Annotated in this window: 25 protein-coding genes; 20 read left to right on the forward strand and 5 right to left on the reverse strand. The window is 47.5% G+C overall.

What is annotated here, in order from left to right; genetic code table 11:
- Nucleotides 1-65 precede the first annotated feature (65 nt).
- The 7 genes from atpE to atpC are packed head-to-tail and all read left to right on the forward strand — an operon-like array spanning nucleotide 66 to nucleotide 5,574.
- Nucleotides 66-281 carry an ATP synthase F0 subunit C gene (gene atpE / locus BLCOC_RS12985; RefSeq protein WP_018594308.1) on the forward strand — a complete coding sequence of 72 codons (216 nt, stop codon included), beginning with the start codon at nucleotides 66-68 and terminating at the stop codon, nucleotides 279-281.
- Nucleotides 282-300: 19 nt separating this feature from the next.
- Nucleotides 301-798, forward strand: a complete 498-nt coding sequence (atpF, locus tag BLCOC_RS12990) for a F0F1 ATP synthase subunit B (RefSeq protein WP_018594307.1) — start codon at nucleotides 301-303, stop codon at nucleotides 796-798.
- A complete protein-coding gene (gene atpH / locus BLCOC_RS12995) occupies nucleotides 773-1,282 on the forward strand; it encodes an ATP synthase F1 subunit delta (RefSeq protein WP_174717612.1) in 510 nt (169 codons plus the stop codon). Before atpF ends, atpH begins: the two co-directional genes overlap by 26 nt.
- Before the next feature lie 5 nt (nucleotides 1,283-1,287).
- Nucleotides 1,288-2,796, forward strand: coding sequence for a F0F1 ATP synthase subunit alpha (gene atpA, locus BLCOC_RS13000; RefSeq protein ID WP_018594305.1), 1,509 nt, complete (start codon nucleotides 1,288-1,290; stop codon nucleotides 2,794-2,796).
- 4 nt (nucleotides 2,797-2,800) lie between these two features.
- Nucleotides 2,801-3,700, forward strand: a complete 900-nt coding sequence (gene atpG / locus BLCOC_RS13005) for an ATP synthase F1 subunit gamma (protein ID WP_018594304.1) — start codon at nucleotides 2,801-2,803, stop codon at nucleotides 3,698-3,700.
- 44 nt (nucleotides 3,701-3,744) lie between these two features.
- Nucleotides 3,745-5,133, forward strand: coding sequence for a F0F1 ATP synthase subunit beta (gene atpD, locus BLCOC_RS13010; RefSeq protein ID WP_018594303.1), 1,389 nt, complete (start codon nucleotides 3,745-3,747; stop codon nucleotides 5,131-5,133).
- A gap of 27 nt (nucleotides 5,134-5,160) precedes the next feature.
- Nucleotides 5,161-5,574, forward strand: a complete 414-nt coding sequence (gene atpC / locus BLCOC_RS13015; RefSeq protein WP_018594302.1) for an ATP synthase F1 subunit epsilon — start codon at nucleotides 5,161-5,163, stop codon at nucleotides 5,572-5,574.
- A gap of 121 nt (nucleotides 5,575-5,695) precedes the next feature.
- Here the strand turns inward: atpC and BLCOC_RS13020 are convergent, their stop codons facing one another.
- From BLCOC_RS13020 to BLCOC_RS13035, 4 genes are read right to left on the reverse strand one after another with little or no spacing between them, the layout of a single operon-like run.
- Complete coding sequence (locus tag BLCOC_RS13020; protein WP_115622418.1) at nucleotides 5,696-6,466, reverse strand: ABC transporter permease; 771 nt, start codon at nucleotides 6,464-6,466, stop codon at nucleotides 5,696-5,698.
- Nucleotides 6,463-7,365 carry an ABC transporter ATP-binding protein gene (locus BLCOC_RS13025; RefSeq protein ID WP_115622419.1) on the reverse strand — a complete coding sequence of 301 codons (903 nt, stop codon included), beginning with the start codon at nucleotides 7,363-7,365 and terminating at the stop codon, nucleotides 6,463-6,465. The genes BLCOC_RS13020 and BLCOC_RS13025 overlap by 4 nt, the downstream gene beginning before the upstream one ends.
- Nucleotides 7,366-7,566 carry a PLDc N-terminal domain-containing protein gene (locus BLCOC_RS13030; RefSeq protein WP_018596743.1) on the reverse strand — a complete coding sequence of 67 codons (201 nt, stop codon included), beginning with the start codon at nucleotides 7,564-7,566 and terminating at the stop codon, nucleotides 7,366-7,368.
- Nucleotides 7,563-8,690: a helix-turn-helix domain-containing protein gene (locus BLCOC_RS13035; protein WP_115622420.1), complete on the reverse strand. Its 1,128-nt coding sequence runs from the start codon at nucleotides 8,688-8,690 to the stop codon at nucleotides 7,563-7,565. Before BLCOC_RS13035 ends, BLCOC_RS13030 begins: the two co-directional genes overlap by 4 nt.
- A gap of 242 nt (nucleotides 8,691-8,932) precedes the next feature.
- Here BLCOC_RS13035 and BLCOC_RS13040 point away from each other — a divergent pair, with 242 nt between their 5' ends.
- From BLCOC_RS13040 to ilvC, 13 genes are all read left to right on the forward strand, one after another.
- A complete protein-coding gene (locus tag BLCOC_RS13040) occupies nucleotides 8,933-9,691 on the forward strand; it encodes a DUF3784 domain-containing protein (protein ID WP_165907227.1) in 759 nt (252 codons plus the stop codon).
- 31 nt (nucleotides 9,692-9,722) lie between these two features.
- Nucleotides 9,723-10,601: a LysR family transcriptional regulator gene (locus tag BLCOC_RS13045; protein WP_115622422.1), complete on the forward strand. Its 879-nt coding sequence runs from the start codon at nucleotides 9,723-9,725 to the stop codon at nucleotides 10,599-10,601.
- A gap of 85 nt (nucleotides 10,602-10,686) precedes the next feature.
- Nucleotides 10,687-12,678, forward strand: a complete 1,992-nt coding sequence (locus BLCOC_RS13050) for an oxidoreductase (RefSeq protein ID WP_115622423.1) — start codon at nucleotides 10,687-10,689, stop codon at nucleotides 12,676-12,678.
- Between the two features lie 120 nt (nucleotides 12,679-12,798).
- Nucleotides 12,799-13,791, forward strand: coding sequence for an ABC transporter permease (locus tag BLCOC_RS13055; protein WP_018596738.1), 993 nt, complete (start codon nucleotides 12,799-12,801; stop codon nucleotides 13,789-13,791).
- Nucleotides 13,788-14,606 carry an ABC transporter permease gene (locus BLCOC_RS13060; RefSeq protein ID WP_018596737.1) on the forward strand — a complete coding sequence of 273 codons (819 nt, stop codon included), beginning with the start codon at nucleotides 13,788-13,790 and terminating at the stop codon, nucleotides 14,604-14,606. Before BLCOC_RS13055 ends, BLCOC_RS13060 begins: the two co-directional genes overlap by 4 nt.
- Nucleotides 14,607-14,654: 48 nt before the next feature.
- Nucleotides 14,655-16,238: an ABC transporter substrate-binding protein gene (locus BLCOC_RS13065; protein ID WP_029469243.1), complete on the forward strand. Its 1,584-nt coding sequence runs from the start codon at nucleotides 14,655-14,657 to the stop codon at nucleotides 16,236-16,238.
- Nucleotides 16,239-16,278: 40 nt separating this feature from the next.
- Entirely contained in the window at nucleotides 16,279-17,889 is a 1,611-nt protein-coding gene (locus BLCOC_RS13070) for an ATP-binding cassette domain-containing protein (protein WP_115622424.1), read from the forward strand.
- Between the two features lie 173 nt (nucleotides 17,890-18,062).
- Nucleotides 18,063-18,842 (forward strand): GDSL-type esterase/lipase family protein, encoded by a 780-nt coding sequence (locus tag BLCOC_RS13075; protein ID WP_044954688.1) that lies wholly within the window; start codon nucleotides 18,063-18,065, stop codon nucleotides 18,840-18,842.
- A 4-nt stretch (nucleotides 18,843-18,846) separates the two neighbouring features.
- Nucleotides 18,847-19,317 carry a DUF4358 domain-containing protein gene (locus tag BLCOC_RS13080; protein ID WP_165907226.1) on the forward strand — a complete coding sequence of 157 codons (471 nt, stop codon included), beginning with the start codon at nucleotides 18,847-18,849 and terminating at the stop codon, nucleotides 19,315-19,317.
- A gap of 46 nt (nucleotides 19,318-19,363) precedes the next feature.
- Nucleotides 19,364-20,755, forward strand: a complete 1,392-nt coding sequence (locus BLCOC_RS13085) for an MBOAT family O-acyltransferase (protein ID WP_115622426.1) — start codon at nucleotides 19,364-19,366, stop codon at nucleotides 20,753-20,755.
- 142 nt (nucleotides 20,756-20,897) lie between these two features.
- On the forward strand, nucleotides 20,898-22,055 hold the full coding sequence (locus tag BLCOC_RS13090) for a DHHW family protein (RefSeq protein ID WP_242998949.1): 1,158 nt from the start codon (nucleotides 20,898-20,900) through the stop codon (nucleotides 22,053-22,055).
- A 133-nt stretch (nucleotides 22,056-22,188) separates the two neighbouring features.
- Entirely contained in the window at nucleotides 22,189-22,701 is a 513-nt protein-coding gene (gene ilvN / locus BLCOC_RS13095; RefSeq protein WP_018596730.1) for an acetolactate synthase small subunit, read from the forward strand.
- A gap of 71 nt (nucleotides 22,702-22,772) precedes the next feature.
- Entirely contained in the window at nucleotides 22,773-23,786 is a 1,014-nt protein-coding gene (ilvC, locus tag BLCOC_RS13100) for a ketol-acid reductoisomerase (RefSeq protein WP_018596729.1), read from the forward strand.
- 99 nt (nucleotides 23,787-23,885) lie between these two features.
- Here ilvC and BLCOC_RS13105 read toward each other — a convergent pair whose 3' ends face one another.
- Complete coding sequence (locus BLCOC_RS13105) at nucleotides 23,886-24,782, reverse strand: LysR family transcriptional regulator (RefSeq protein WP_018596728.1); 897 nt, start codon at nucleotides 24,780-24,782, stop codon at nucleotides 23,886-23,888.
- Nucleotides 24,783-24,826: the final 44 nt, after the last annotated feature.

Below are 24,826 nucleotides of genomic sequence, written 5' to 3' on the forward strand. Positions count from 1 at the left end.
CTGTGAAAACAGCGAACAGCTGCGGGTGATTATTAAAAATATATTTGGAAAAGGAGAACAGAGATATGTTAACAGCAATTGGTGCAGGTATGGCAGTTTTAACAGGTTTAGGAGCAGGTTTAGGTATCGGTCTTGCAACATCTAAGGCAACAGAAGCGATCGCAAGGCAGCCGGAGGCAGAGGGAAAGATCAGCAAAGCACTGCTGCTTGGATGTGCACTGGCAGAGGCAACTGCTATTTACGGTTTCGTAATCGCTTTATTACTCTTATTCGTAAAATAAGGAAGGCAGGTGAAGACAGGTGCTGAGTTTAGGCTGGGGCCTTATCTGGACCATAATTAACCTGATAGTTCTTTATCTCTTACTGAAAAAATTCCTGATCGGACCGTTACTGGGAATCATGGAAAAAAGAAAGACACTCATCGCACAGCAGCTTGAAAATGCCAGAACGACAGAAGGAAAGGCGAATGAGCTGAAAGGCCAGTATGAAATGGCAATAAGCGGTGCAAAATCCGAGTCCGCACAGATCATCGAGGAAGCAAAAGCCGATGCAAGGACCCTGACAGAGCGTACCGTTCGGGAAGCTAATGAGCAGGCGGCAAGAATCCTGGAAAGTGCCAGAAAGACGGCAGAACAGGAAAAGGAAAATGCCCTGGCAGGCGCAAAATCCGAGATTGCAGGTCTTGCTGTGGAAGCAGCTAAGAAGATGCTTGCAGGCGGAAGCGAAGCGGGAAGCAGAATGCTCTACGATACATTTTTAGCAGAAGCGGGTGATGCAGATGACAGAGAGTCTGAATAATTACGGGAAAGTGCTGTATGAGCTGAATATTTCACCGGAATCTGCAGCCGGCGCACGAGAACTTTTAGAGAAAGTTCCCCAGGTGTCGGAAGTGCTTTCAAGCCCTGTTGTATCCCTGGCGGCGAAGCAGAGAGTGGTAGACCGGATTTTTCCGAGAGAGATACATAATTTTATGAAAATACTGTGCAGATACCACAAAGCTGGTGAGGCACAGGAGATTTTTAAGGCATATCAGGAATATTACAACGAAAAAAACAATATTTTAAATGCAACTCTGTCTTATGTGGTACTTCCTACAGAGGAGCAGCTTACAGGAATCAAAAGATTTCTCTGCAGGCAATACCACGTAAAGGATGTAGCATTTCAGTTACAGGAAGAAAAAGACCTGGTGGGCGGATTTACCCTCCGCGTAGGTGACCAGGAGATTGATTACAGCCTGAAAGGCAAGATCAATGCACTACAACAAAAATTGACCTGGAGGTGAACGCTTTGAGTTCAATCAATTCAGAGGAGATTATTTCCATTCTGAAAGAAGAAATAGAGAATTTCGATATGACAACGGGTGTCCGTGAAGTGGGAAACGTAATCTGGGTCGGTGACGGAATTGCGACTGTTTATGGAATAGACCATGCGATGTACGGAGAAATCGTGACGTTTGAGAACGGTGTCAAAGGTATGGTGCAGGATATCAAGAGAAATGAAATTGGTGTCATCATATTCGGAAAAGACATGGGGATCAAAGAGGGCACAAAAGTGGTCCGCACAAAGAAAAGAGCAGGTATCCCGGTTGGTGAAGGCTATATCGGAAGGATCGTGGATGCCCTGGGCGCGCCCATTGATGGAAAAGGCGGGATCGAAGCAAAAGATTACCGTCCCATTGAGCAGGAGGCACCCGGTATCATTGACCGTAAATCCGTCTCTGTTCCCATGGAGACAGGTATTCTGGCCATTGACTCCATGTTTCCTATCGGCCGGGGACAGCGTGAGCTGATCATCGGTGACCGTCAGACAGGTAAGACCTCGATCGCCATTGATGCCATCCTGAACCAGAAGGGCAAGGATGTCATGTGTATTTATGTGGCGATCGGACAGAAAGCGTCTACAGTTGCAAAACTGACCGGCACTCTGGAGAAATACGGAGCTATGGACTATACCACAGTTTTTGCCGCAACGGCCAGCGACTGTGCACCCCTTCAGTATATTGTTCCTTACTCGGGAACAGCTCTGGCAGAGTATTTTATGCATCAGGGTAAGGATGTGCTCATCGTATATGACGACCTGTCAAAACACGCGGTGGCTTACCGAGCCCTTTCCCTGCTTCTGGAGCGTTCTCCGGGACGTGAGGCATATCCGGGTGACGTATTCTACCTGCATTCCAGACTGCTGGAGCGTTCCAGCCGTTTGAGCGACGAGGCAGGCGGCGGTTCCATCACAGCACTGCCCATCATTGAAACCCAGGCAGGCGATGTTTCCGCGTATATACCGACCAATGTAATTTCCATTACAGACGGACAGATCTTCCTGGAGAGCGACTTGTTTTTTGCCGGCAACCGTCCGGCGGTCAATGTGGGTCTCTCCGTATCACGTGTAGGCGGTGCAGCCCAGACAAAAGCTATGAAAAAGGCTTCCGGAAGCATGCGTATCGACCTGGCACAGTACAGGGAAATGGAAGTGTTTACACAGTTTGCGTCTGACCTGGATGATGCCACGAAAGAGCAGCTCTCCTATGGAAAGACGCTGATGGAGCTTTTGAAACAGCCTCTGTGCCATCCGCTTTCCAACCATGAGCAGGTTATCACCCTCTGGACTGCAACACATAAGGTATTTTCCGATGTGGAAATTAAGAACGTGAAGGCATTCCAGGCAGATATGCTTGCATACTTCGAGAAAAACCATCCGGAAGTCGGTCAGGAGATTGAGGAGAAAAAAGTCCTCTCTGACGAGCTGGGTGAGAAGATTTTAAAAGTGGCAGAGGAATTTAAGAATAAGAGCAGGTGATGAGATGGCAAGTGCAAAAGAGATACAAAGCCGTATAAATAGTATCCAGGACACGATGAAGATCACCAACGCCATGTATATGATATCCTCCTCCAAATTAAAGAGAGCCAGGAAGGTGCTGGCAGATACAGAACCGTATTTTTACGCTCTGCAGTCTGCGATCGGCAGGGTCCTTCGTCATATGCCTCCCGATACGGAGGGAAACCGCTACTTTGATGAGCGGTCATCCGTACCAAAAGAGGAACGCAGAACAGGCTACATCGTAGTTTCTGCAGACAAAGGTCTTGCCGGCGCTTATAATCACAATGTGTTTAAGATAGCGGAAGAATGTATGGAAAAAGACGCGCATCCCCAGCTCTTTGTATTGGGCGAGGTGGGAAGGCAGTATTTCTACAAGAAAAATGTGGATGTGGATACCAATTTCCGGTTCACGGTACAGAAGCCCACAATGCACCGGGCCAGGGTGATCTCAGAGAAGATGATCGCCAGCTATCTGACCGGCGAATTGGATGAAGTGTATATTATCTACACGAGAATGGCCAATGCCGCCAATATGGTGGCAGAGATGCAGCAGCTTCTTCCCCTTAAAAAGGCAAGCTTCCATACACCGGCACAGGTGATGGTGGATATTCATCAGGAGGAGATCGAGATGGTTCCCTCCGCAGAAGAAGTCCTGAACAGCATTGTTCCCAATTACCTGCACGGTATCATTTACGGCTGTCTGGTGGAGTCTTATGCCAGTGAGCATAATTCCCGTATGATGGCCATGGATGCAGCTACCAGCAGCGCAAAAGACATGCTGAAAGATTTATCAATAAAATATAATCGTGTGCGTCAGGCTGCGATCACCCAGGAGATCACTGAGGTCATCAGCGGCGCTAAGGCGCAGAAGAATAAAAACTAGCGAACAGGAAGGAGGTTTCCTCACGACTGTGAGATGCAATCGTTATGGAAAAAGGAAAAATCGTACAGGTCATGGGACCTGTTGTAGACGTAGAATTTGAAGACCAGAACCTTCCGTATATCAAAGATGCCCTTACTGTGGAAAATAATGGAAAGAAGCTTGTGATGGAGGTTGCACAGCACATCGGAAATAATACGGTGCGCTGTATCATGCTGGCTTCCAGCGACGGCCTCTGCAAAGATATGGAGGTCACAGCTACAGGAGCAGGTATTTCCGTACCGGTGGGAAAAGAGACACTGGGACGTCTGTTCAATGTGCTGGGCGAAACCATTGACAACGGAGAACAGCTTGAGAATGCGGAGCACTGGGTAATCCACAGAGATCCACCAAGCTTTGAGGAACAAAGCCCGGTAGTTGAGATCCTGGAGACCGGCATCAAGGTCATTGACCTTTTGGCACCATATGCGAAGGGCGGTAAGATCGGTCTGTTCGGCGGTGCCGGTGTAGGCAAGACCGTTCTGATCCAGGAGCTGATCAGCAATATTGCCACAGAGCACGGCGGATACTCCATTTTCACCGGTGTAGGTGAGCGTTCCCGTGAGGGAAATGACCTTTGGACAGAGATGAAGGAGTCAGGTGTTCTGGAGAAAACTGCCCTGGTATTCGGTCAGATGAATGAGCCGCCTGGAGCGCGTATGCGTGTGGCAGAGACCGGACTGACCATGGCAGAGTATTTCCGTGACCAGGAGCACCAGAACGTGCTGCTGTTCATTGATAATATTTTCCGTTTTACCCAGGCAGGTTCTGAGGTGTCAGCACTTCTGGGACGTATGCCTTCAGCCGTTGGTTATCAGCCCACTCTGGCTACTGAGATGGGTGAGCTTCAGGAGAGGATCGCTTCCACGAAGAACGGTTCTGTTACCAGTGTGCAGGCTGTTTATGTGCCTGCCGATGACCTGACTGACCCGGCTCCGGCTACCACATTTGCCCATCTGGACGCTACTACGGTTCTGTCCAGAAAGATCGTGGAGCAGGGTATCTATCCGGCTGTTGACCCGCTGGAATCCACCTCCCGTATCCTGGAGGCTGACGTGGTGGGAGAAGAACACTACGAAGTGGCCAGAAGGGTGCAGGAGTATCTGCAGAAGTACAAAGAGCTGCAGGATATCATTGCGATCCTCGGTATGGAAGAGCTTTCTGAGGAGGACAAAAAAGTGGTTGCCCGTGCCAGAAAGATCCAGAAATTCCTGTCACAGCCATTCCATGTGGCTGAGGTATTTACCGGTATTGCCGGAAAATATGTACCACTCAAAGAGACGATCCGCGGCTTCAAGATGATCGTGGACGGTGAGATGGATCAATATCCGGAGAATGCATTCTTTAATGTGGGCAGCATTGACGAGGTGGTGGAGAAGGCAAAAGCCGAGCAGTAATGCCGGGCGGAAAAGGAGTGCATGTATATGAATACATTCGGACTGAATATCGTTTCCAGTGATAAAGATTTTTATCACGGCAGAGGAACCAGTATCATGCTTCCTGCAAAGGACGGACAGATTTCCATTCTGGCCCACCATGCGGATATGATGGTCGCCATTGTACCCGGTGAAATGCGTTTTAAACCCGCTGACAGCCAGGAGTGGAAGACAGCGATCGTGGGAAACGGGTTTGCGCAGATCATCAATAACCGTGTGACAGTTTTGGTAGACAGCTGTGAATACCCTGAAAATATTGACCTGAAGCGTGCCCAGGATGCGCTGGACCGCGCTGAGGAACAGCTCAGGCAGCAGCAAAGTCTGCAGGAATACTATGTATCCAAGGCATCCCTTGCAAGAGCCATGGCCCGTATGAAAGCGGCGAAAAAGCATGATATATAAGTTGTTTTAACAGGAGATGAGGAAATGTTCCTCGTCTCTTTTTTTAACCGCTGCCGGGAATGCAGCGGACGAATGTTTACATTCACCCACCGCACTCCCGGCAGCATAGGATCCTTTGATATCATAAGGACTTTTTATTAAAAATGAGAATGGATAGCAGCAGATTCACCACTGAGAGAATGGCAGTAACTATCACTGCATAAGTAAAATCAGAGATATCCGCTGTCTTCGGAAGCAGACTGTAAGAGGCCATTAACTGTGCAGGCAGATATTTTTTCAGAGCAGGGATAAATGCCAGAAGATAGAAAACAAAAAAGGTGCCTCCGGTACCGGCCAATACCATATAGTTGGTACTGCACAGGGCGGACATGAGCATTATAAGCGTGATCAGCCATATTCCTGTCATATAGAGACAGAAGGCCCCGAAAAATATATGGGATGCCATGCTGTTGTCCCAGAAATACATATTGTAGGCATAGGTGACTCCGAAAGAGATCCAGTAGCAGCCGGTCCAGAGAAGAAAGGCGGCGATGGATTTTGAGAGGAGCAGTTTCCACCTATGCATGCCTTTGGTGAGAATATTGATCAGAGTGCCCTTCTGATATTCTGTAGTTAAGATCCCACTGGTGATGACAATAAAAATGATCAGAAACAGCGGAATATTTTTGTAAAACTGCGTCCAGGATGTAAAGACATCCACCTTGATTTCAGTCAATACCATGCCGCTTTCTTCCAGGGAACCGGTAAAGGTTTTAAGCATCCAGGGCAGCAGCTTGGCAGTCAGAGGATTCATGATCCCAAATAAAACAGACAGGATCACAAGCAGAGGCATTCGGCCGGTGCGCAGAGATTCCAGAAATTCTTTTTTGGTAAATGCTGTGAGCTGTCTCATATTCCAACCACCTCCATAAACAGATTTTCCAGAGTGGCTTCCCGCATTTCCACCTTCTGGACACAGATTTCATTGTCCGCCAGAAGCCTCATGGCATTTGTCATATCTCTTTCACTTTTTCCGGGGAAAAACAGGTGGACAGCGCCAATCCTCTCGCTGCCGGGCATGGATGCCGCTATGGCATCGGCATCCTGTGGATTGAAAAACTCCATATCAAATCCTGTGCCTTTTCGTTTGTTTTTTATTTCTTCCAGGGTACCCTGCAGGGCAGTACATCCGTTGTGAAGAAGAGCGATCTCATCACAGATCCGCTCCACATCTGAGAGGATATGTGTGGAGAAGACAACTGTGGTATGGTCCTTCACAGAGAGGAGGATGTCCAGGATCTCTTTTCTGCCCAGGGGATCCAGGGCGGATGTGGGCTCATCGCAGATCAGCAGCCGGGGTTCGTTTAAAAGTGCTTGAGCGATTCCGAGACGCTGTTTCATTCCCCTTGAGAAGCCATGGATACGCTTATTTTCTTTGTCCAGCCCCACCAGATCCAGCAGCTCATGGGAATTTCGGCGGATTCTGTCTGAGGGCATTCCTGTAATCTCTCCGCAGAGCCGGAGATACTCAGAAGGGGTCATGTATCCGTAAAATTCGGGGACATCTGGAAGATAGCCGATAAAACGGTTGGTCCTGTTTTGACCGTAGCGGACGGTTTCCCCGTTTACCGTGATCTTTCCGCTGTCTGCCTGCAGAAGTCCCAGGATCATCTTCATAGTGGTGGTTTTCCCCGCTCCGTTTTGCCCGATAAATCCAAAAATAGAGTGTTCCGGTACGGTAAAGCTCAGGTCATCTATGATTTTTTTGCTCCCGAAGGATTTTGATAAATGGGAGAGGGTCAGCATATCCATTTAGCTGTCCTCCCTTCCCAGCAGAAGGTACAGTACCGGACCGATAAATTCCATACCGATGATGGTAATGACCAGCCACAAGGCCCGTGAGCCTCTCTTGTAATTTTTATGGGTGAGTATGTGCCGCAGGGTTATAAAAAGCAGAAGGAACTGCACAACGGCCAATGGAATGAGAAACGGTAAAAGGTCAGAAAATATCATAGGGATTCTCCTTTCGCTGTAAAAATGTTTTTGATCTTTCGGAATTCTTCTTTGTCTTTTATGGAGTCAAACACAGGATTTTCCAGAGCTTGAACCACGCTTCCGGAGATGACTTTTTTATCCCGGACCAGGTTCCCGCCCAGATCCAACTGTTCAAAATAATCGTCAATGGAATCGAAATAACTGTCCCCCTGTAAGTAAATCTTATCCCGCCCCAGAAGGGCTTTTGTTATGGATGCAAACTTCTGTATACGTTCCAGAGCCATCTTTGGTTTCTGATGTATGCAGTAAACGACAGCAGCCTGATAGTGGAACTGGGCGGCTGTGTTCTGGTGCAGGTTCTCCAGATCATAAATTTCCATCACACGGTTTATGCGGTCAATGGTCTTTTCGCAGGTGTCCAGATTGTCTGCGTGGAGGGACAGATACTGCACAGCTCCGAATATGAGGGCAAGCAGGTGAGTGTACATGCCGTACTGGCTGTACTTGTTGGCTTTTTCCCTCTGGCCGGACATCTCATAAGCCTGAACCAGGATTGTTTCTCCCTGGAAAGAATAATGGTAAGGATTCAGAAGTTCCTCCAGCGTGTCGATCACTTCAGGAACCTTGCCGCACAAAAGGTCAATACTGGCTTTTAAAAGAACAGCATCGTTGCATAGACCAATATCTCTGCTGTCGGTGATAATGCGGGTACACAGGCCGGATGCCTCCTCCAGAATTTCCGTCTGTCTCGCAGGGTCAGGGGTAAGCGAAACATGGTTCAGCCAGAGTATGCAAATCTGAAAAAGGAAGGAGTGGCAGGCGTAATACTTTTTTGCCATCTGCCGGCTCTTGGCTATCACCTCCTCAAAGGGCTGTTTTGCGAACTCAGCCATGAGATCAAAATAAATTTTCCGGATCTGTTCTCTGCTGAGATTTGGTTCATACCCCAGAAGTTCATCCACAGTCACATCGAAAAAAGCGGCAAGCTGGGGCAGCAGCGTAATATCCGGCATACTCTGCTTTGTCTCCCATTTTGAAACAGAGGCTTTGGTGACACCGATGAAATCAGCCAGTGCTTCCTGGGTGATCCCTTTTTTATGACGTAAATTTACAATATTATTGGAAAAATTTAGAATACTCATCTTTTTAACCTCCTTATATGGTGATTATAAGCAGGTAACAGAAAATTATCAATGGATTCCGGCGATACTTTGGGAAACAAAATCAACTAACAAGAAACATTCTGAAACTCCTGTTTTTCAGGTGCGAAAAAGTGTATTCTATGCAAATGAATTTCAATCTTTTTTTATTCTGTTATAATATTTTTAAAGGAAAGTACAGATATACAGAGAGTATAAAGTTTTTTCAGAAAAGGGGGATTTCTATGTTGATCATTTGGGGTATTGCGGTGTTCATGGGTATATTGACAGTGGTTCTGCTGATGGGAAAAGGAAGCTTTTTGATCGCGGGATATAATACTTCAAGCAAAGAAGAGAAACAAGAATATGATGAAAAAAAGCTGTGCCGGGTCGTGGGTGGAGGCATGGGAGTTATCACTCTTATGCTGATCGGCTGGGGATTTATGGGAGAAAAATTCCCCGTATCCGTTTTTCTTATTGTCACGATCGTCACAGTGATCATCATACAGATATTGAGCAATACCATCTGCCGCGCGCAGGCAAATGACGGAAGTGTTCAAAAGAAAAAAACAGCCGGAGACAAGATTTACATGTATGGTTCTTTTCTGTTCACCGCAGTCATTTTGGCAGGAGTTACTTTTATGCTTTTTACCGGTCATGTAACCCCGGTCATGCATGAGGATTCCATTGAGATCCAGGTATCCTATTGGGCGGATAAAGAAGTGCCTTATAATTCCATCAGATCCGTTAAGTTAGCAGAAGATTTACAGCGCGGCAGCAGGAAAAACGGTGTGGGAGGCCCAACGCTGCAGGCAGGCCATTATAAAAACGGAGAGTTTGGCGATTATATGTTGTATTCTTATACATCGTGTGATACGTTTGTGGTGCTGGACACAGAGCAGGGGATCGTGGTGCTGAACGGAAAAGATGACGCGGCGACCAGAAAACTTTACAGTGACATTCAGACAGCAGTTGACAGAGGGTTTTCTCTCCCTATACAATAAGAGTATCACGGGAGAAAAGGCAGGCGAACACATGAATACAAAAGATTTAAAATGTTTTGAGGCCGTCTATCAGGAAAATAGTATCAGCAGGGCTGCCAGACGTCTCTATATCACACCTCAGGGATTGGGAAAAAATATCAGAAATTTGGAGGCAGAACTGGAAACCGTTCTTTTTGAGCGCACCAAACAGGGTGTGTGCCCAACAGAGAGCGCGGATTTTCTCTATGGAAGAACAAAGAAGATCATACAGGAGCTGGAGGAACTGGAAAACGGCTTAAGACAGCTGGAGAACAGAAAGATAGTCCTTCGTATCGGATGCGCCTGTGGTGTCTTTAATGTTCTTCCTTTTCAGTTGATCTTGAATTTCATAGAGGAGAACCCCAATATTCGGGCAGAGTGGAATGAATATTCCAATGAGGAAGTCAAGGCTATGCTGGCGGATTCCAAACTGGAATACGGCTTCATTGTGGGAAGACATGAGGGGGAAGGCATGATACAGCATAAACTGGAGGGAAGGGAAATTCTTCTGCTGGTCTATGAAGGCCATCCTCTGTACGAAAGAGAAAAGGTAAACGCGGAGCTGCTCAGAGACGAAAACATGATTCTCATGAATGAACATTTCCATATGTTCCACGATTTTACCGCTGTCTGTCGTGCGAAGGGGTTTTCTCCAAACATCACTGCAAAGACCTCCGACGGAGCTGTACTTTACAAGCTCTGCCGTCAGAAAGTCGGACTGGCAGTTATACCGGAATTTATGCTGGAGGATTTCCGAATGGAGCATATGCGCGCCATCCCCTTTGAAGAGCACCTGACCTGGGATGTGTTCGGTGTTTATAAGGAAGATACGAAAAATTATGAGACCATACGGCGGTTTGACAGCTTTCTAAAACAAAAAGTTTCTACCTGACAAACAAAGGTTGCTGGCAGGATGCGGTTGTCCTTTTGTATACTGGTGTTAAAAGATAAAGAATCAAGTAAAAAAGGAGGACACAATGAAGTACAAAAACTTATATACCCCTGTCAGCATAGGCAAGGTTACTCTTAAGAACCGCTTTGCGCTGGCGCCTATGGGACCCTTAGGTCTGGCAGATGCTCAGGGAGGATTTAACCAGAGAGGGATTGATTACTACACAGAGAGGGCAAAAGGAGGCGCCGGCCTGATCATCACAGGTGTCACTTTCTCAGACTGCCAGGTAGAGACGCAGAGTATGCCAAACTGTCCAAACTCTACATACAATCCCGTTCATTTTATCCGTACCAGCAGGGAGATGACAGAGCGGATCCATGCATACGGCAGCAAAATATTTCTTATGATGTCCGGTGGTTTCGGACGTGTGACGATTCCGACCAATTTGGGAGAGTTCCCGCCGGTAGCGCCCTCCGCCATTCCCCACAGATGGCTGGACAAGATCTGCCGTCCCCTGACAAAAGAGGAGATACGCAGCATTGTAAAATCTTTCGGTGACGGGGCTTACAATGCCAAGCGCGGAGGCTTTGACGGCATTGAGGTGCACGCCGTACATGAGGGATATCTGCTTGACCAGTTTGCTATCTCCATGTTTAACCAGAGAGAGGATGAGTACGGCGGATCTCTTAAGAACCGCCTTCGCTTCGCAAGAGAAGTGGTGGAGGAGATCAAATCCCGCTGTGGAGAGGATTTTCCGGTTGTCCTGCGCTACAGCGTAAAAAGCATGATAAAAGACTGGAGAGAGGGCGCCCTTCCCGGTGAGGATTTTGAGGAAAAGGGCCGTGATATAGAGGAAGGCCTGGAGGCCGCAAAACTGCTTGTCAGTTATGGCTACGACGCTCTTGACACTGACGTTGGAACCTATGATGCCTGGTGGTGGAATCATCCCCCTATGTATCAGGAGAAAGGCCTGTTCCGTCCTTACTGTAAAATGGTAAAGGAAGTGGTGGACGTGCCTGTACTCTGTGCGGGGCGTATGGATGATCCGGATATGGCTTCTGAGGCTGTGGAAAATGGAACCTGTGACATTGTTAGTCTTGGCCGCCCTCTTCTGGCTGACCCCGACTATGTGAATAAACTCCGGGCGGGACGCAGAGAGGATATCCGTCCCTGTATCTCCTGCCAGGAAGGGTGTATGGGAAGAGTACAGGAATATTCCATGATCAACTGTGCAGTGAATCCCCAGGCTGCCCGTGAGAGGGTGACTGCCTACGAGCCTATATTAAAAAGTAAAAAGGTAATGATTGTAGGCGGCGGCGTGGCAGGCTGTGAAGCGGCCAGAGTGCTGTCAGTCAGGGGACACAGGCCGGAGCTGTTTGAGAAGTCCGGATGTCTCGGCGGCAATCTGATCCCGGGCGGTGCCCCTGAGTTTAAAGAAGACGACCTGGCACTGGCAAAATGGTATGAAACTGCATTGAAAAAGTTGGAAGTTCCGGTGCATCTCCATACAGAGGTTAAAAAAGAGGATGTACTGCAGGCAGACTATGACGCAGTGATCGTTGCCACCGGCTCCAGTCCTAAGGTGTTCCCTCTGGGTGATGATGCACATGTATACACTGCGGCGCAGGTGCTCACAAAAGAGAAGGACTGCGGCAGCAGTACAGTGATAGTGGGCGGCGGTCTGGTGGGCTGTGAGACGGCTCTATGGCTTGCGCAGCACGGAAAAAAAGTGACGATCGTGGAGGCGCTGGATAAGCTGATGGCAGTCAACGGCCCTCTGTGCCATGCCAACAAGGATATGCTGGAACGCCTGATCCCCTACAACGGTGTGGATGTGGTGACCGGCGCAAAAGTGACAGGATTTCAGAATGAAGAATTGTCATATCTTGTACAGAATGAAACGAGGACAATTTCCTGTGACAGTGTCATTTTATCTGTGGGTTACAGAGAAGAAAATACACTCTACAATGACCTCCAATTTGATATTCCGGAAATTTATCTCCTGGGAGACGCCAAAAAGGTCTCCAATATTATGTATGCAATCTGGGATGCCTTTGAAGTGGCAAACCATATCTGATCATAGTTATCAAAATTTGAATTTATATCCCCCCACGTGGCTTGTGGGGGGATTTTTTGTCTGCTATACTATGGATAGTCAAAAAAATAACAGAAACTTACCGGATAAGAGGAAACTACATTGAATACACCACAGAAGTTTGAATTTTTACTGAAAAAGCTCATACAGATCCTGTTGTCTATGCTGGTTCTGTCCATATTGGTATTTTTTATTGCCCGCCTTTCTCCCGGGGATCCTTTGAAATCCTATTACGGAGAGAGTGTGGAGCGGATGAATGAGGGCCAGAAGGAGAAAGCCAGAGAACGTCTGGGCCTGGATGCGCCTATGACGGTACAGTATGTGCGCTGGGTGGAAAATGCCCTGCACGGGGATTTCGGGATTTCCTATAAATATAAGCAGGATGTGGGGGCAGTCATAGAGAAGGTATATGCCAATACTCTGATATTGGGGGGATTATCCTATGTGCTCACCTTTGTTTTCGCTGTTTTGCTGGGTGTTTTCTGCGCCATGCGGGAGAATACCTTTATTGACAGGTGCATATGTAAGATTGGGACAGTGACCAACTGTATCCCTTCCTTTTTTGTGGCGCTTGTGCTGATCTTAATCTTCGGTGTGAATCTGGCCGTGCTTCCCACAAGCGGGGCTTATGCCCTGGGAGGAGAGCATTCCCTGGGTGACAGGCTGGTGCATCTGATCCTGCCTGTAACGGTTATGGTGTTATCCCATCTGTGGTATTACACATATATGGTAAGGAACAAACTTTTGGAGGAGATCCGCGAGGACTATGTGCTTCTGTGTAAGGTAAAGGGCATGGGAAAATGCCGCATCATGTTCACCCACTGCCTGAGAAAAATACTGCCTTCTCTGATCAGTATCATGGCCATATCCGTTCCCCATATTATCGGCGGAACCTACATTGCAGAGAGTGTCTTTTCCTATCCGGGGCTGGGAACTCTTAGTATGGAAAGCGCCCAGTACCATGACTATAACATGCTGATGGTATTAAGTCTTATCACAGGTTTTGCAGTCATTGTGGCAAATGTGGCGGGGCAGATCATCAGTGAATGGATAGACCCGAGAATGAAACAGGAAAGAGGGGAAAAGGCAGTATGAAAAAGAAAAAATTCCCTGTTTTCTCCCTGGTGATCCTGGGGCTTATTATCCTTGGGTGTCTGTTTGGAAAGCTTTTGGCAACAGGAGACCCTTTTTATATGAACCTGACAGAGGTCAGCCTGCCGCCCGGCGGTGCGCATTATTTTGGCACAGATACCATGGGGAGGGATATCTACTCCATGATATGGGAGGGCGGAAGGGTATCCTTGTATATAGGGATACTGGCAACTGTGATCTCCTCCGGGATCGCCATTGTATACGGCTGCGTCAGCGGCCTTGTGCCGGATCCGCTGGATGATCTGCTCATGCGTTTCACGGAGATCATTCTAAGTATTCCATCCATTCTGCTTGTGATCTTCCTGCAGGCACTTCTCGGGAAGGCCACAGCTACCAGTATCGCTGTGGTGATAGGACTTACAAGCTGGATGAACATTTCCAAAGTGATCAGAAGTGAGGTGCGGCAGATACGGAGCAGTGATTTCGTCCTGGCGTCCAGACTGGCCGGAGGAAAATTTTTCTACATACTGCGGAAACATCTGTTTCCCAATTTTATCTCCTCCACCATGTTCATGATCGTCACAAATGTAAGCGCGGCGATCGGAACGGAAGCGACCCTGAGCTTTTTGGGAATCGGTCTTCCCATGGAGATCATCTCCTGGGGAAGTATGATGTCTCTGTCCCAAAAGGCGCTGTTGTCCAATTCTTGGTGGATCATTCTGATCCCCGGAATCTTCCTGGTGACGACCCTTGTGTGTATCACCAATGTGGGCGAGTATATCCGCCTGAGAAATAACAGAGAACACAGCAATCTATAAAAAAAGCCGCTGCCGGTTATCCGGCAGTAAACGAAAAGGAGAACAGACATGAAGAAGAAAATACTGACATTATTTCTGGCAGCATCTATGACAGCCGCATTGCTGGCGGGCTGCGGAAGCGGGGATAATAAAGCAAAAGGTGACACTGAGACAAAGTCAGAGTCCGCGGAAAAGAGTACGGATGAGAAAACTCTTGTCTACGGAAGCGGAGACTACACTAACATCAATCCTGCGCTCTACGAGCATGGAGAGATCAATTCCCTGATATTTGCAGGCCTGACCGCCCACGATGAAGAGGATAAAGTGGTGCCTGCCCTTGCAGAGAGCTGGGAGTGGGATGAGGCTTCAAAGTCCTACACCTTTCATCTGAGAAAAGATGTAAAATTCCATGACGGTGAGGCCTTTACCTCCGCAGATGTGAAGTTTACACTGGATACGATCATGGATCCTGACAATGCCTCTGAGATCGCATCCAACTATGAGGATATCACAGGGATCGAGACTCCGGATGACAGCACAGTGAAGATCACTCTGAAAGCGCCCAATGTTGCCATGCTGGATTATCTGACTATCGGAATCCTGCCAAAACATCTGTTGGAGGGAAAGGACGTTGTGACAGATGACTTCAACAGAAACCCTGTGGGCTGCGGTCCTTACAAGCTGGTTTCCTGGGATGAAGGACAGAGCATCACCCTTGAAAAATTCGATGACTTTTATCTCGGAGCCCCCAAGATTGATAAAGTGGTATTTAAAATCGTGGAGGATACACAGGCAAGAGCCCTTCAGCTAAAATCAGGGGAGCTGGACCTGGCTCAGGTAACGCCCAAGGACGCAGAGCAGTTTGAGAACGCGGATGGATTTGTTGTGGATATTATGAAAACAGCAGATTACAGAGGTATTCTTTATAATTTTGGAAGTGAGTTCTTTGGCAAACACAGGGAACTGCCCAATATTTTAAGCTATGCCATTGACCGCCAGTCTATTGTGGACAGCGTGCTGTTAGGCCATGGTCAGGCAGCATACTCTCCTCTGCAGATGGGGCCTTATAATAACCCTGACATTGAAAAATATGAGTATGATCCGGAAAAAGCCAAACAGCTTCTGGAAGAGAATGGCTGGACGATGGGTGATGACGGATATTATGAAAAAGACGGGGACCAGCTCGCGTTTACCATCTCCAACGGTCAGGCAGACCAGGTTCGTATTGATATGTCCAATATCTGCGCGCAGAACCTGCAGGACATTGGTGTGAACTGCAAAGTGGAAGTGGTGGCAGAGACAGACTGGGCAAACCAGGACGCGTACCTGATCGGATGGGGAAGCCCCTTTGACCCGGATGACCATACCTATAAGGTGTTCGGTACAGACAAAGGAGCCAATTACAGCAGCTATTCCAATGCAAAAGTAGATGAACTGCTGCAGCAGGCAAGGGAACTGGAAACCCAGGAGGAAAGACTTCCTCTGTATAAGGAATTCCAGGTGGAACTGTCAAAAGACCTTCCTTATACTTTTATCGCATACATTGACGCCATGTATGTCTCAAAGGACAATATTACCGGGCTGACAAAAGATACCGTACTCGGTCATCACGGCGTAGGCATCTTCTGGAATATATATGACTGGGATATGTAACAGTTACCTTTACTACATTATTAGATAAAGAGAGAATATTATGGAGACATTATTGGAGATTCGTGACCTGTCTGTTACCTTTCAGGATGTGGAGGGAACACGTGCCGCAAGGCACGTGAACCTTCAGCTTAAAAAGGGAGAACTGGCCGCCCTTGTGGGGGAGTCCGGTTCAGGAAAGACTGTGCTGTGCAAAACCATATTACAGCTTCTCGGAAAAAAGACCCGTGTGGAAAGCGGTCAGATTCTGTACCGGGACAGCAATATTTTAGAATACACGGAAAAGCAGATGCAGAAGTTCCGCGGCAAGGAAATTTCCATGGTGTTTCAGGACCCATATCTGTCTTTGAATCCAACGATCTCTATCGGAAAGCAGATCATGGAGACGATCCTTCTTCACGAAAAGATTTCAAAAAAAGAGGCAAAAGCCAGAACTCTGGAGCTTTTGGAACTCACCGGATTTGACCAATGTGAAAAACGGTTTTTCCAGTATCCCCACCAGTTTTCAGGGGGGATGCGGCAGAGGGCGGCCATCGCCATAGCCCTTGCCTGCAGTCCGGGCCTTTTGCTGGCGGACGAGCCTACCACTGCGCTGGACGTGGATACTCAGCAGCAGATTATGGAGCTTTTGGCAAAGATAAGAAAAGAGACAGGAGTTGCCATTTTATTCATCACCCATGACCTGGGTCTGGTAGAAAATGTGGCGGACAGTGTCTATGTCATGTATCAGGGAGAAATCGTGGAAAGCGGCAGTGTCGGTGATATTTTTAAACACGCACAGAATCCCTATACCATAAAACTGCTGGGATACCGGAATTACGGAAAGGGCATCGGACACACCCATGGCAGGATACACTTCCACGATGGTATGCCCCATACCCATGGCGGCACGCACGATCACATGCATCCCCGGGTGGAGGGGGATATTTCCCATCCGGCTGTCCAGGTAGAGGAGAAGACAGTCCGGGATGACCGGGTAGTGCTGTTAAAGGAGCCGGAACCGGAAAAACTGATCGAGATCCAGCACTTGTCCAAGAATTTCCGTTTGGATAGACATACGGTTTCCCGTGTCCTTGAAGATTTTTCCTTGGATGTATACAGAGGGGAGATCCTGGGGGTGGTAGGGCCTTCCGGCTGTGGAAAATCCACGCTTGCCAGATGTATAGTAGGGCTTTATGAGCCGGACGGGGGAAAGATCCTCTACCATGGGGATACTGCCCGTATCTACAGACGACAGATGATTTTCCAGGACAGTTCCTCGGCTTTTAATCCTCATATGACACTGGAAGAGATCATCGGGGAACCGCTTAGAATACAGAAGCTGTGCAGAGGCAGGCAGGAGCTTAAGGAGCGGGTGCGTTCCTTGATGGAGCAGGTGGAGCTTGACCCGGCTCTTGGAGGACGTCATCCTTATGACGTATCAGGAGGCCAGCGCCAGAGAGCTGCCATTGCCAGAGCCTTGACTGTGGAGCCGGAGTTTATTGTGGCGGATGAGCCTATTTCCTCCCTGGACATTTCCATTCAGGCACAGATCATGCACCTTTTCAGAAAGCTCCAGGAAGAACACCATCTGACCATTATGCTCATTGCCCATGACCTCCCTATGGTCATGCATGTCAGTGACCGTATCATCAAAATGGATCAGGAAAAATAAAGAAATCGGAAAGCTGTTACAAAAATCAGGCGATTTTGTGACAGCTTTTTTAAATATAAAAAAGATGGGATAATCAACTTGAACTTTCAGTTTTCAGCGTCTATAATTTATTAAACGACAGGAATCGGGGAATCTGTCGAATAGGGGAAAAGGACATAGGATTTGAAGGGAAAATGAAAAAAATCAAAGAGTACATATCTGAAACCCGTTTTTGGGTTCTCCTGGCAGTGGTGCTGATAGTCATCATTGCCGTTGTTGTTATCTTCAAAAAGGTTGAAAACGCTGAAGAAATTCCATATGAAAAAAACAGAAAGACCGTAGCCGCATTGGAAAAAGCGGATATCTCTGAGACGGAGCGTGCGTTAAAGGAGCTGAATGGCGGGGAGGATTCCCAAAACAGTCAGGGCGAGGAGCGGGATACGGCAGAATTAAAAAGGGCATTTCAAAATGCCGTGATACTGGGAGATTCTTTTTCGGAATCTATAGTAGAGTATGGTTTCCTGGATACAGATGTTGTCCTTTTCAAACGGGGACTCAGTGTGAGCCAGGCAGATGAACTTGTGGACAAGGCCATTTCTCTGCGCCCCTCGGCAGTGTTCTTTGTCTTCGGAACAAATGACATGGAAATCTGTGAGGGGGACAGTGCAAAGTTTATTGAGGCATACAGGCGTCAGATCGAACGGCTGAAAGCAGGACTTCCGGATGCTGCAGTCTATATCAACAGTATTTTGCCTGCCACAAAAGAGGCAGTGGAAGAGACCCCTAGCTATGCGTACTGCGGGCAGTTCAATGAAGCGCTTCAGGCTATGTGCAAAGAGGATGGGTATACCTATGCGGACTGTTCTTTTTTAATAGAAGGAAAAGACGGAATCTATGAGCCAGACGGCATCCATGTGGTTAAGAGTTATTATCCGGCATGGCTGTCTTATCTGGCGGATACGGCAGGATTATAAGAGGATGAAAATAAGATGGGTGAAAGCGGGAACCCTTGTGTTTTTGACGGTCTATCTTGGCTTTTTATGTACAAGAGGCTGGGCGAGGGATATTCCTATAGATAAAATAGCTTCAGAGTTGGAGCGGGATGAGACGATCACCTCCATGGAAAAGTGCGGGGCAAGAGAACTGAGCAGATTCTATGGATTGGAGACAGGTGATCTTGAAGGGTATTTTTTTTACAAGGCAGAATCCCCCATGTCTGTGGATGAATTTCTGGTTGTGAAGGCAGAGAGTCCCCAGGGAGCAGAAGAGATATTGGACAGTGCGGAAAAGCGTCTGGAGGAACAGAAAAAAAGCTTTGAGGGATATGGGGTGTCGCAGACGAAGCTCCTCTCGGAGGCAGTAGTGGAAATAAGGGGAAATTATGTTCTGTACGCGTCCGGAAATTATGCACAGCAGTGGAGAAAGGAATTTCTGGATTTGATCAAATAGCGGAAAAGGCAGGATATGGTCCTGCCCACATCAGGGGAGAATAGATATGTTGCTGAACAGCTTATTTTTTATTTTTGCATTTTTACCGGTTGTATTGTTTCTGTACTATGTGCTGCCTGCCGGGGGAAGGAACCTTTTTCTTCTGGCAGCCAGCCTTATGTTTTATGCCTGGGGAGACCCGGTTTATCTTATCCTGCTGATTTTCTCCACGGTCTTCCATTACGTTATGGGACAGCAGATTGGAAGGGAAGCACAGGAAAAAAGGCGGCAGAAATTGGATCTTCTGTTTGCCGCAGGAGTAGATGTGTTCCTGCTTTGCTTTTTTAAGTATTTCGGACCTGCAGCAGAACTGTTAGGAAGCCTTTTGCATACACAGCTTCCTGTCAGGGAACTGGCGCTTCCCATAGGGCTGTCCTTTTATACTTTTAAGAATATGTCCTACCTTTTCGACATCTATTACGGCAGAACGGAGGCAGAGAAGAATTTTACGGATTTTGCCGCCTACGGGGTATTTTTCCCTGTCATGACTGCCGGGCCTATTGTGCGGTACGAGGATGTGAAGAGGCAGATAAAAAAGCGCAGGGTAAATGCGCTGCAGCTTGGTTACGGAGCAAGAAGGTTTATCCTGGGTCTGGCAAAAAAAGTGCTTCTGGCCGATACACTGGCGTCCCTCTATGGAGAGATCAGTGCCGGAGCAGGGGACATTTCCGTGCTCACCGCGTGGATCGGTATGTTTGCCTTTACTATGGAAATATATTTTGATTTTTCCGGGTATTCCGATATGGCGATTGGGATCAGCAGGATGCTGGGATTTACGGTCAAGGAGAATTTCGACTATCCGTATACATCTAAAAGTATTACTGAGTTCTGGCGGAGATGGCATATTTCCCTGGGGAGCTGGTTCAGGGATTACATCTATATACCCTTGGGCGGCAACCGCGCAGGCATTGGAAAGCATATACGCAATATCCTTATTGTCTGGTGCCTTACAGGAATGTGGCACGGAGCGTCGCTGAATTTTCCTGTATGGGGGCTTTATTACGGCATACTTCTGATTGGGGAAAAATATTTTCTGGGAAGCAGACTGAAAAAACTTCCCGGCTGGATATCCGGGGCTTACACTATGCTGTTCGTGATGGTGGGCTGGATGCTGTTCTCCCATGAGTCTCTGGGAGACGCGGGTATTTATCTGAAGCGTCTGGCAGGGATCGGGGCTGCGGGCTTTGCGGACGGGATGGCACTGTACTATCTGAAGACAAACTTTTTGATCTTCCTGTTTTGCATACCTGCCTGCAGACCTGGTTTTTTCCGGTGGGTGGAGAGCAGGATCCATGATTCCGCTGTGGGTTCTGCGCTTTTGTACGGAGCGTTGTTCCTTCTGAGCACAGCCAGCCTTGTCTTCAGTTCCTATCATCCTTTTTTATATCTGCGTTTTTAGACAGGTCCCGGAGAGATAGGTGACGTGGAATGTGTTATTAGATGATAACTGTTAAGCAGTCTATAGTTACGTTACTTTTGAGGTAAAATAGAGATCATAAAAGATGCCGCAGGCGCACTGCGGCCATGGAACGGAGAAGCTCATGAGCGAAAGAAATAAAAACTTACACAGGAGGGCGGCAATCATCACAGGCTGGGTTTTTATAGCTGTCATAGCCTTTTTCTTTCTGGGCAGCCTGGCCGCAAAAGACAGGACCTTTTCTGAAAAAGAGAACAGAATGCTTGAAAAAGCACCGAAGATAAATGCGGGACAGATCGTGTCCGGTAGATATGAGGAGAAATTTGAGACATATTTCAGTGACCAGTTCCTGCTGCGGGATATGTGGATCGAGATAAAGGCCGGTTTTGACCGGCTGACCGGCAAAGTGGAATCTAACGGTGTCTATCTGGGGAAGGATGGATATTTGATCGAAAGCTTTACAGAACCGGATAAAAAAAATCTGGAGAAAACCTGCCGTGCCATGGGGGATTTTGCAGAAAGACATAAGGATATAAAACAATATGCCATGGTGGTTCCAAATGCGGTGGAGATCCTTTCCGACAAACTTCCTGCATTCGCACCTGGGGCAGACCAGGGAGAATATCTGGATGAGCTTGGAACAACTTTAGAAAAGCAGGGGATTTCTTTTCTGGATATGCGCAGTGTTCTGGAAAAGAACAGGGATAAAAAGTTGTATTACAAGACCGATCATCACTGGACCACAGAAGCGGCATATCTGGCATTTTTGGAGGCTGGGAAGACCATGGGATATCAGGGGACCCAGACAGAGTACAGCGTACTGCCTGTGACCGGGCGGTTCCAGGGGACATTGTCTGCAAAGAGCGGGTTTCGTTTGGGGGAGAAAGAAGAGCTGGAGGTGTTTCTTCCAAAAGACGGGGCTGCGGGCTCTGTTGTCAATTATGTGGATGAACAGAAAAAGACAGCCAGTTTTTATGACACGAAAAAGCTGGACACCAGAGATGGATATGCCTGTTTTTTGGGCGGCAACCATCCCCTGATCCGCATTGAGACGCCTACGCAGTCAGATAAGACGCTTCTGGTCCTGAAAGATTCCTATGCCAACTGTTACCTGCCTTTTTTGGCAGCTTCGTACAGGAAGATCGTAGTAGTGGACCCCAGGTATTACTACGGGGATCTGGAAGAACTGATACAGGCGGAGGAGATAGAGGAAGTATTGTATCTTTATAATGCCAATACCTTCTTTTCCGACACCGCTCTGCAGATGGTTCTGCCGGTATAGCTTTCGGTTATGATTTACATACTAATTAGTTATAACGCTTTAAATGCATTGACAAAAATTTGAATAGTTGATAGAATTACAAGAAAAGTTAAGCTGTTTCGTTAAAACGAAGGAGCATGGGAGAAGGTGCTGTATGAACAAAAGAATTTTGTCTATTCTGGTTGAAAATACGGCCGGTGTTCTGAGCCGGGTATCCGGTTTGTTCAGCCGACGCGGTTATAATATTGACAGCGTTTCCGTAGGCATCACGACAGATCCGAATTATTCCCGTATGACTGTTGTCTGCAGCGGGGACGAACTGATCTTAGAGCAGATCACCAAACAGGTGGAAAAGCTTGAGGATGTACTTACAGTAAAAGTCCTGAGGGATGGACAGAGTGTCAACAGAGAGCTGATTCTGGTGAAGGTCCGCGTGGAGCCTGAGCAGAGACCGAGTATTTCTTCTATCGTGGATATTTTCCGGGCCAATATCATTGATGTGGGCAAGGAATCCATGATCATTGAACTGACAGGTACCAAGTCAAAGCTGGAAGCGTTTATTGACCTGCTGGACGGCTATGAGATCCTGGAACTGGCAAGAACGGGTATCACCGGACTTTCCAGAGGAATTGATGATGTCTTCTACTTAGAAGAGGACGAAGAGTAATTTTACATACGTTAGCTAGAGAATGATTTTTTATTCCCTAAGATAAAACAATATGCTAGGAGGAAATTAAAATGGCAGTAAAAATTTATTATCAGGAAGATTGCAACATGGCACTTTTGGAAGGGAAAAAAGTTGCGATCATCGGTTACGGCAGCCAGGGACATGCACATGCTCTGAACTTAAAAGAGTCAGGCGTGGATGTTATTGTGGGACTTTATGAAGGCAGCAAATCCTGGGCAAAAGCAGAAGCACAGGGATTAAAAGTTTATACAGCAGCAGAAGCTGCAAAACAGGCTGATGTCATCATGATTCTGATCAACGATGAGAAACAGGCAGCTATGTACAAAAACGACGTTGAGCCGAACCTGGAAGAGGGTAATATGCTCATGTTCGCACACGGTTTTGCTATCCACTTCGGACAGATCAAACCGCCGGCAAACATTGACGTTACCATGATCGCTCCGAAAGGACCGGGTCATACTGTAAGAAGTGAATACCAGGTAGGTAAAGGTGTTCCGTGTCTGGTTGCTGTACAGCAGGATTACACAGGAAAAGCAAAAGACAGAGCACTGGCTTATGCTGCAGCACTGGGCGGAGCAAGAGCAGGTGTACTGGAGACTACTTTCAAAGTTGAGACTGAGACAGACCTGTTCGGCGAGCAGGCAGTTCTCTGCGGCGGTGTATGCGCACTGATGAAAGCCGGATTCGAGACATTAGTAGAGGCAGGATATGCACCGGAGAATGCTTACTTTGAGTGTATCCATGAGATGAAACTGATCGTTGACCTGATCTACGAAAGCGGATTCCAGGGCATGCGTTATTCTATCTCCAATACTGCTGAGTATGGTGATTACATCACTGGACCGAAGATCATCACTGATGATACAAAGAAAGCCATGAAGAAGATCCTGTCCGATATCCAGGACGGTACTTTTGCAAAAGACTGGATCTCAGAGAACCAGACAGGCTGTATGCACTTCGGCGCTATGAGAAGAAGAGAGACAGAACATCAGTTAGAGGAAGTCGGAGCAGAGCTGCGTAAATTATACAGCTGGAATGACACAGGCAAACTGATCGAGAACTAAGAGCACATTTGTGAACATTATGTGGTAAGAAAAGTCCGCCGGGAGCAGGAGAAATCCTTTTCCCGGCGGTTTTTATGAGCTGGACAGGCAGTTTCGTATTTACGGCCGCTTGCTGTTGTAAAAGTCAATGAAATCTTTGACAGCGGTGGTCTGCTGCAGGTTATCCAGGAAGGCGAAACCGATATTCCGCTTGTGGATCGGGAAGGGCAGGGGAATCTCCACCAGGGTTTTGTCATTCAGTTCTTTTTCCACGAACTGACGGATAACGCAGGCCACTCCTAAACCGATCTTGGCAAATTCGATCAGCAGATCCATAGTGGACACTTCCAGAAGATTGTTTGTCTCAATATGGTGCATGGAGAGGTAGTCATCAATATACTGCCGGGTCATATTTTCCTTGTCAAGCAGCATCAGAGTGGCTGTGTGGAAGATATCGTCCTTGCGGTTGGTGCGCAGGGAAAGATTATCCAGATAGGAACTGGTACTGACAAAGATATCCTCAATCTCTCCAAGAGAATCAAAATGTATATGGTGCAGCCGTTCCGGTTCTCCGATAAGTCCCAGGTCAATTTTGTTCTCTTTTAAAAGCTGCAGGGTGTGGTTGGTGGACTGGCATTCTATGGTGATCTTCACGTGGGGATGCAGCTTGATAAACTCCTGCAGATAGGGAAGCAGCATGTATTTGCAGAGGGTGGTGCTGACACCGATATGTAAATGTCCGATCCCCAGGTCGTTTATTTTTTTAATGCGGGATTCTCCCATCTGCAGGGAATAGAATGCTTTCTGCACGTAGTCATAGAGGATTTCCCCTTCTTCGGTGAGCTGTACACCTCTGGAATTTCTGGAAAATAAAGTGACATCCAGACTCTGCTCCAATTTGCGGATAGATTTGCTTATGGCCGGCTGGCTGATGTAGAGCTGTTCAGCGGCTTTGGAAATATTGCCCGCGTTGGCAACTGTATAGAAAACGCGGTACAGGGATAAGTTTTGCTCCATTGTAGAACCTCATTTCTGTTTTGCATTTGACTCCATATACAGTT

It is taken from the genome of Blautia coccoides, from assembly GCF_034355335.1.
In the GTDB taxonomy this organism is placed as follows: Bacteria; Bacillota; Clostridia; order Lachnospirales; family Lachnospiraceae; genus Blautia; species Blautia producta.

Coding starts and splice junctions, on each gene's coding strand:
- atpE (WP_018594308.1), top strand. CDS start 66: ATGTTAACAGCAATTGGTGCAGGTATGGCAGTTTTAACAGGTTTAGGA.
- atpH (WP_174717612.1), top strand. CDS start 773: ATGCAGATGACAGAGAGTCTGAATAATTACGGGAAAGTGCTGTATGAG.
- atpG (WP_018594304.1), top strand. CDS start 2,801: ATGGCAAGTGCAAAAGAGATACAAAGCCGTATAAATAGTATCCAGGAC.
- atpD (WP_018594303.1), top strand. CDS start 3,745: ATGGAAAAAGGAAAAATCGTACAGGTCATGGGACCTGTTGTAGACGTA.
- atpC (WP_018594302.1), top strand. CDS start 5,161: ATGAATACATTCGGACTGAATATCGTTTCCAGTGATAAAGATTTTTAT.
- BLCOC_RS13020 (WP_115622418.1), bottom strand. CDS start 6,466: ATGAGACAGCTCACAGCATTTACCAAAAAAGAATTTCTGGAATCTCTG.
- BLCOC_RS13025 (WP_115622419.1), bottom strand. CDS start 7,365: ATGGATATGCTGACCCTCTCCCATTTATCAAAATCCTTCGGGAGCAAA.
- BLCOC_RS13030 (WP_018596743.1), bottom strand. CDS start 7,566: ATGATATTTTCTGACCTTTTACCGTTTCTCATTCCATTGGCCGTTGTG.
- BLCOC_RS13035 (WP_115622420.1), bottom strand. CDS start 8,690: ATGAGTATTCTAAATTTTTCCAATAATATTGTAAATTTACGTCATAAA.
- BLCOC_RS13040 (WP_165907227.1), top strand. CDS start 8,933: ATGTTGATCATTTGGGGTATTGCGGTGTTCATGGGTATATTGACAGTG.
- BLCOC_RS13045 (WP_115622422.1), top strand. CDS start 9,723: ATGAATACAAAAGATTTAAAATGTTTTGAGGCCGTCTATCAGGAAAAT.
- BLCOC_RS13050 (WP_115622423.1), top strand. CDS start 10,687: ATGAAGTACAAAAACTTATATACCCCTGTCAGCATAGGCAAGGTTACT.
- BLCOC_RS13060 (WP_018596737.1), top strand. CDS start 13,788: ATGAAAAAGAAAAAATTCCCTGTTTTCTCCCTGGTGATCCTGGGGCTT.
- BLCOC_RS13065 (WP_029469243.1), top strand. CDS start 14,655: ATGAAGAAGAAAATACTGACATTATTTCTGGCAGCATCTATGACAGCC.
- BLCOC_RS13070 (WP_115622424.1), top strand. CDS start 16,279: ATGGAGACATTATTGGAGATTCGTGACCTGTCTGTTACCTTTCAGGAT.
- BLCOC_RS13075 (WP_044954688.1), top strand. CDS start 18,063: ATGAAAAAAATCAAAGAGTACATATCTGAAACCCGTTTTTGGGTTCTC.
- BLCOC_RS13080 (WP_165907226.1), top strand. CDS start 18,847: ATGAAAATAAGATGGGTGAAAGCGGGAACCCTTGTGTTTTTGACGGTC.
- BLCOC_RS13085 (WP_115622426.1), top strand. CDS start 19,364: ATGTTGCTGAACAGCTTATTTTTTATTTTTGCATTTTTACCGGTTGTA.
- BLCOC_RS13090 (WP_242998949.1), top strand. CDS start 20,898: ATGAGCGAAAGAAATAAAAACTTACACAGGAGGGCGGCAATCATCACA.
- ilvN (WP_018596730.1), top strand. CDS start 22,189: ATGAACAAAAGAATTTTGTCTATTCTGGTTGAAAATACGGCCGGTGTT.
- ilvC (WP_018596729.1), top strand. CDS start 22,773: ATGGCAGTAAAAATTTATTATCAGGAAGATTGCAACATGGCACTTTTG.
- BLCOC_RS13105 (WP_018596728.1), bottom strand. CDS start 24,782: ATGGAGCAAAACTTATCCCTGTACCGCGTTTTCTATACAGTTGCCAAC.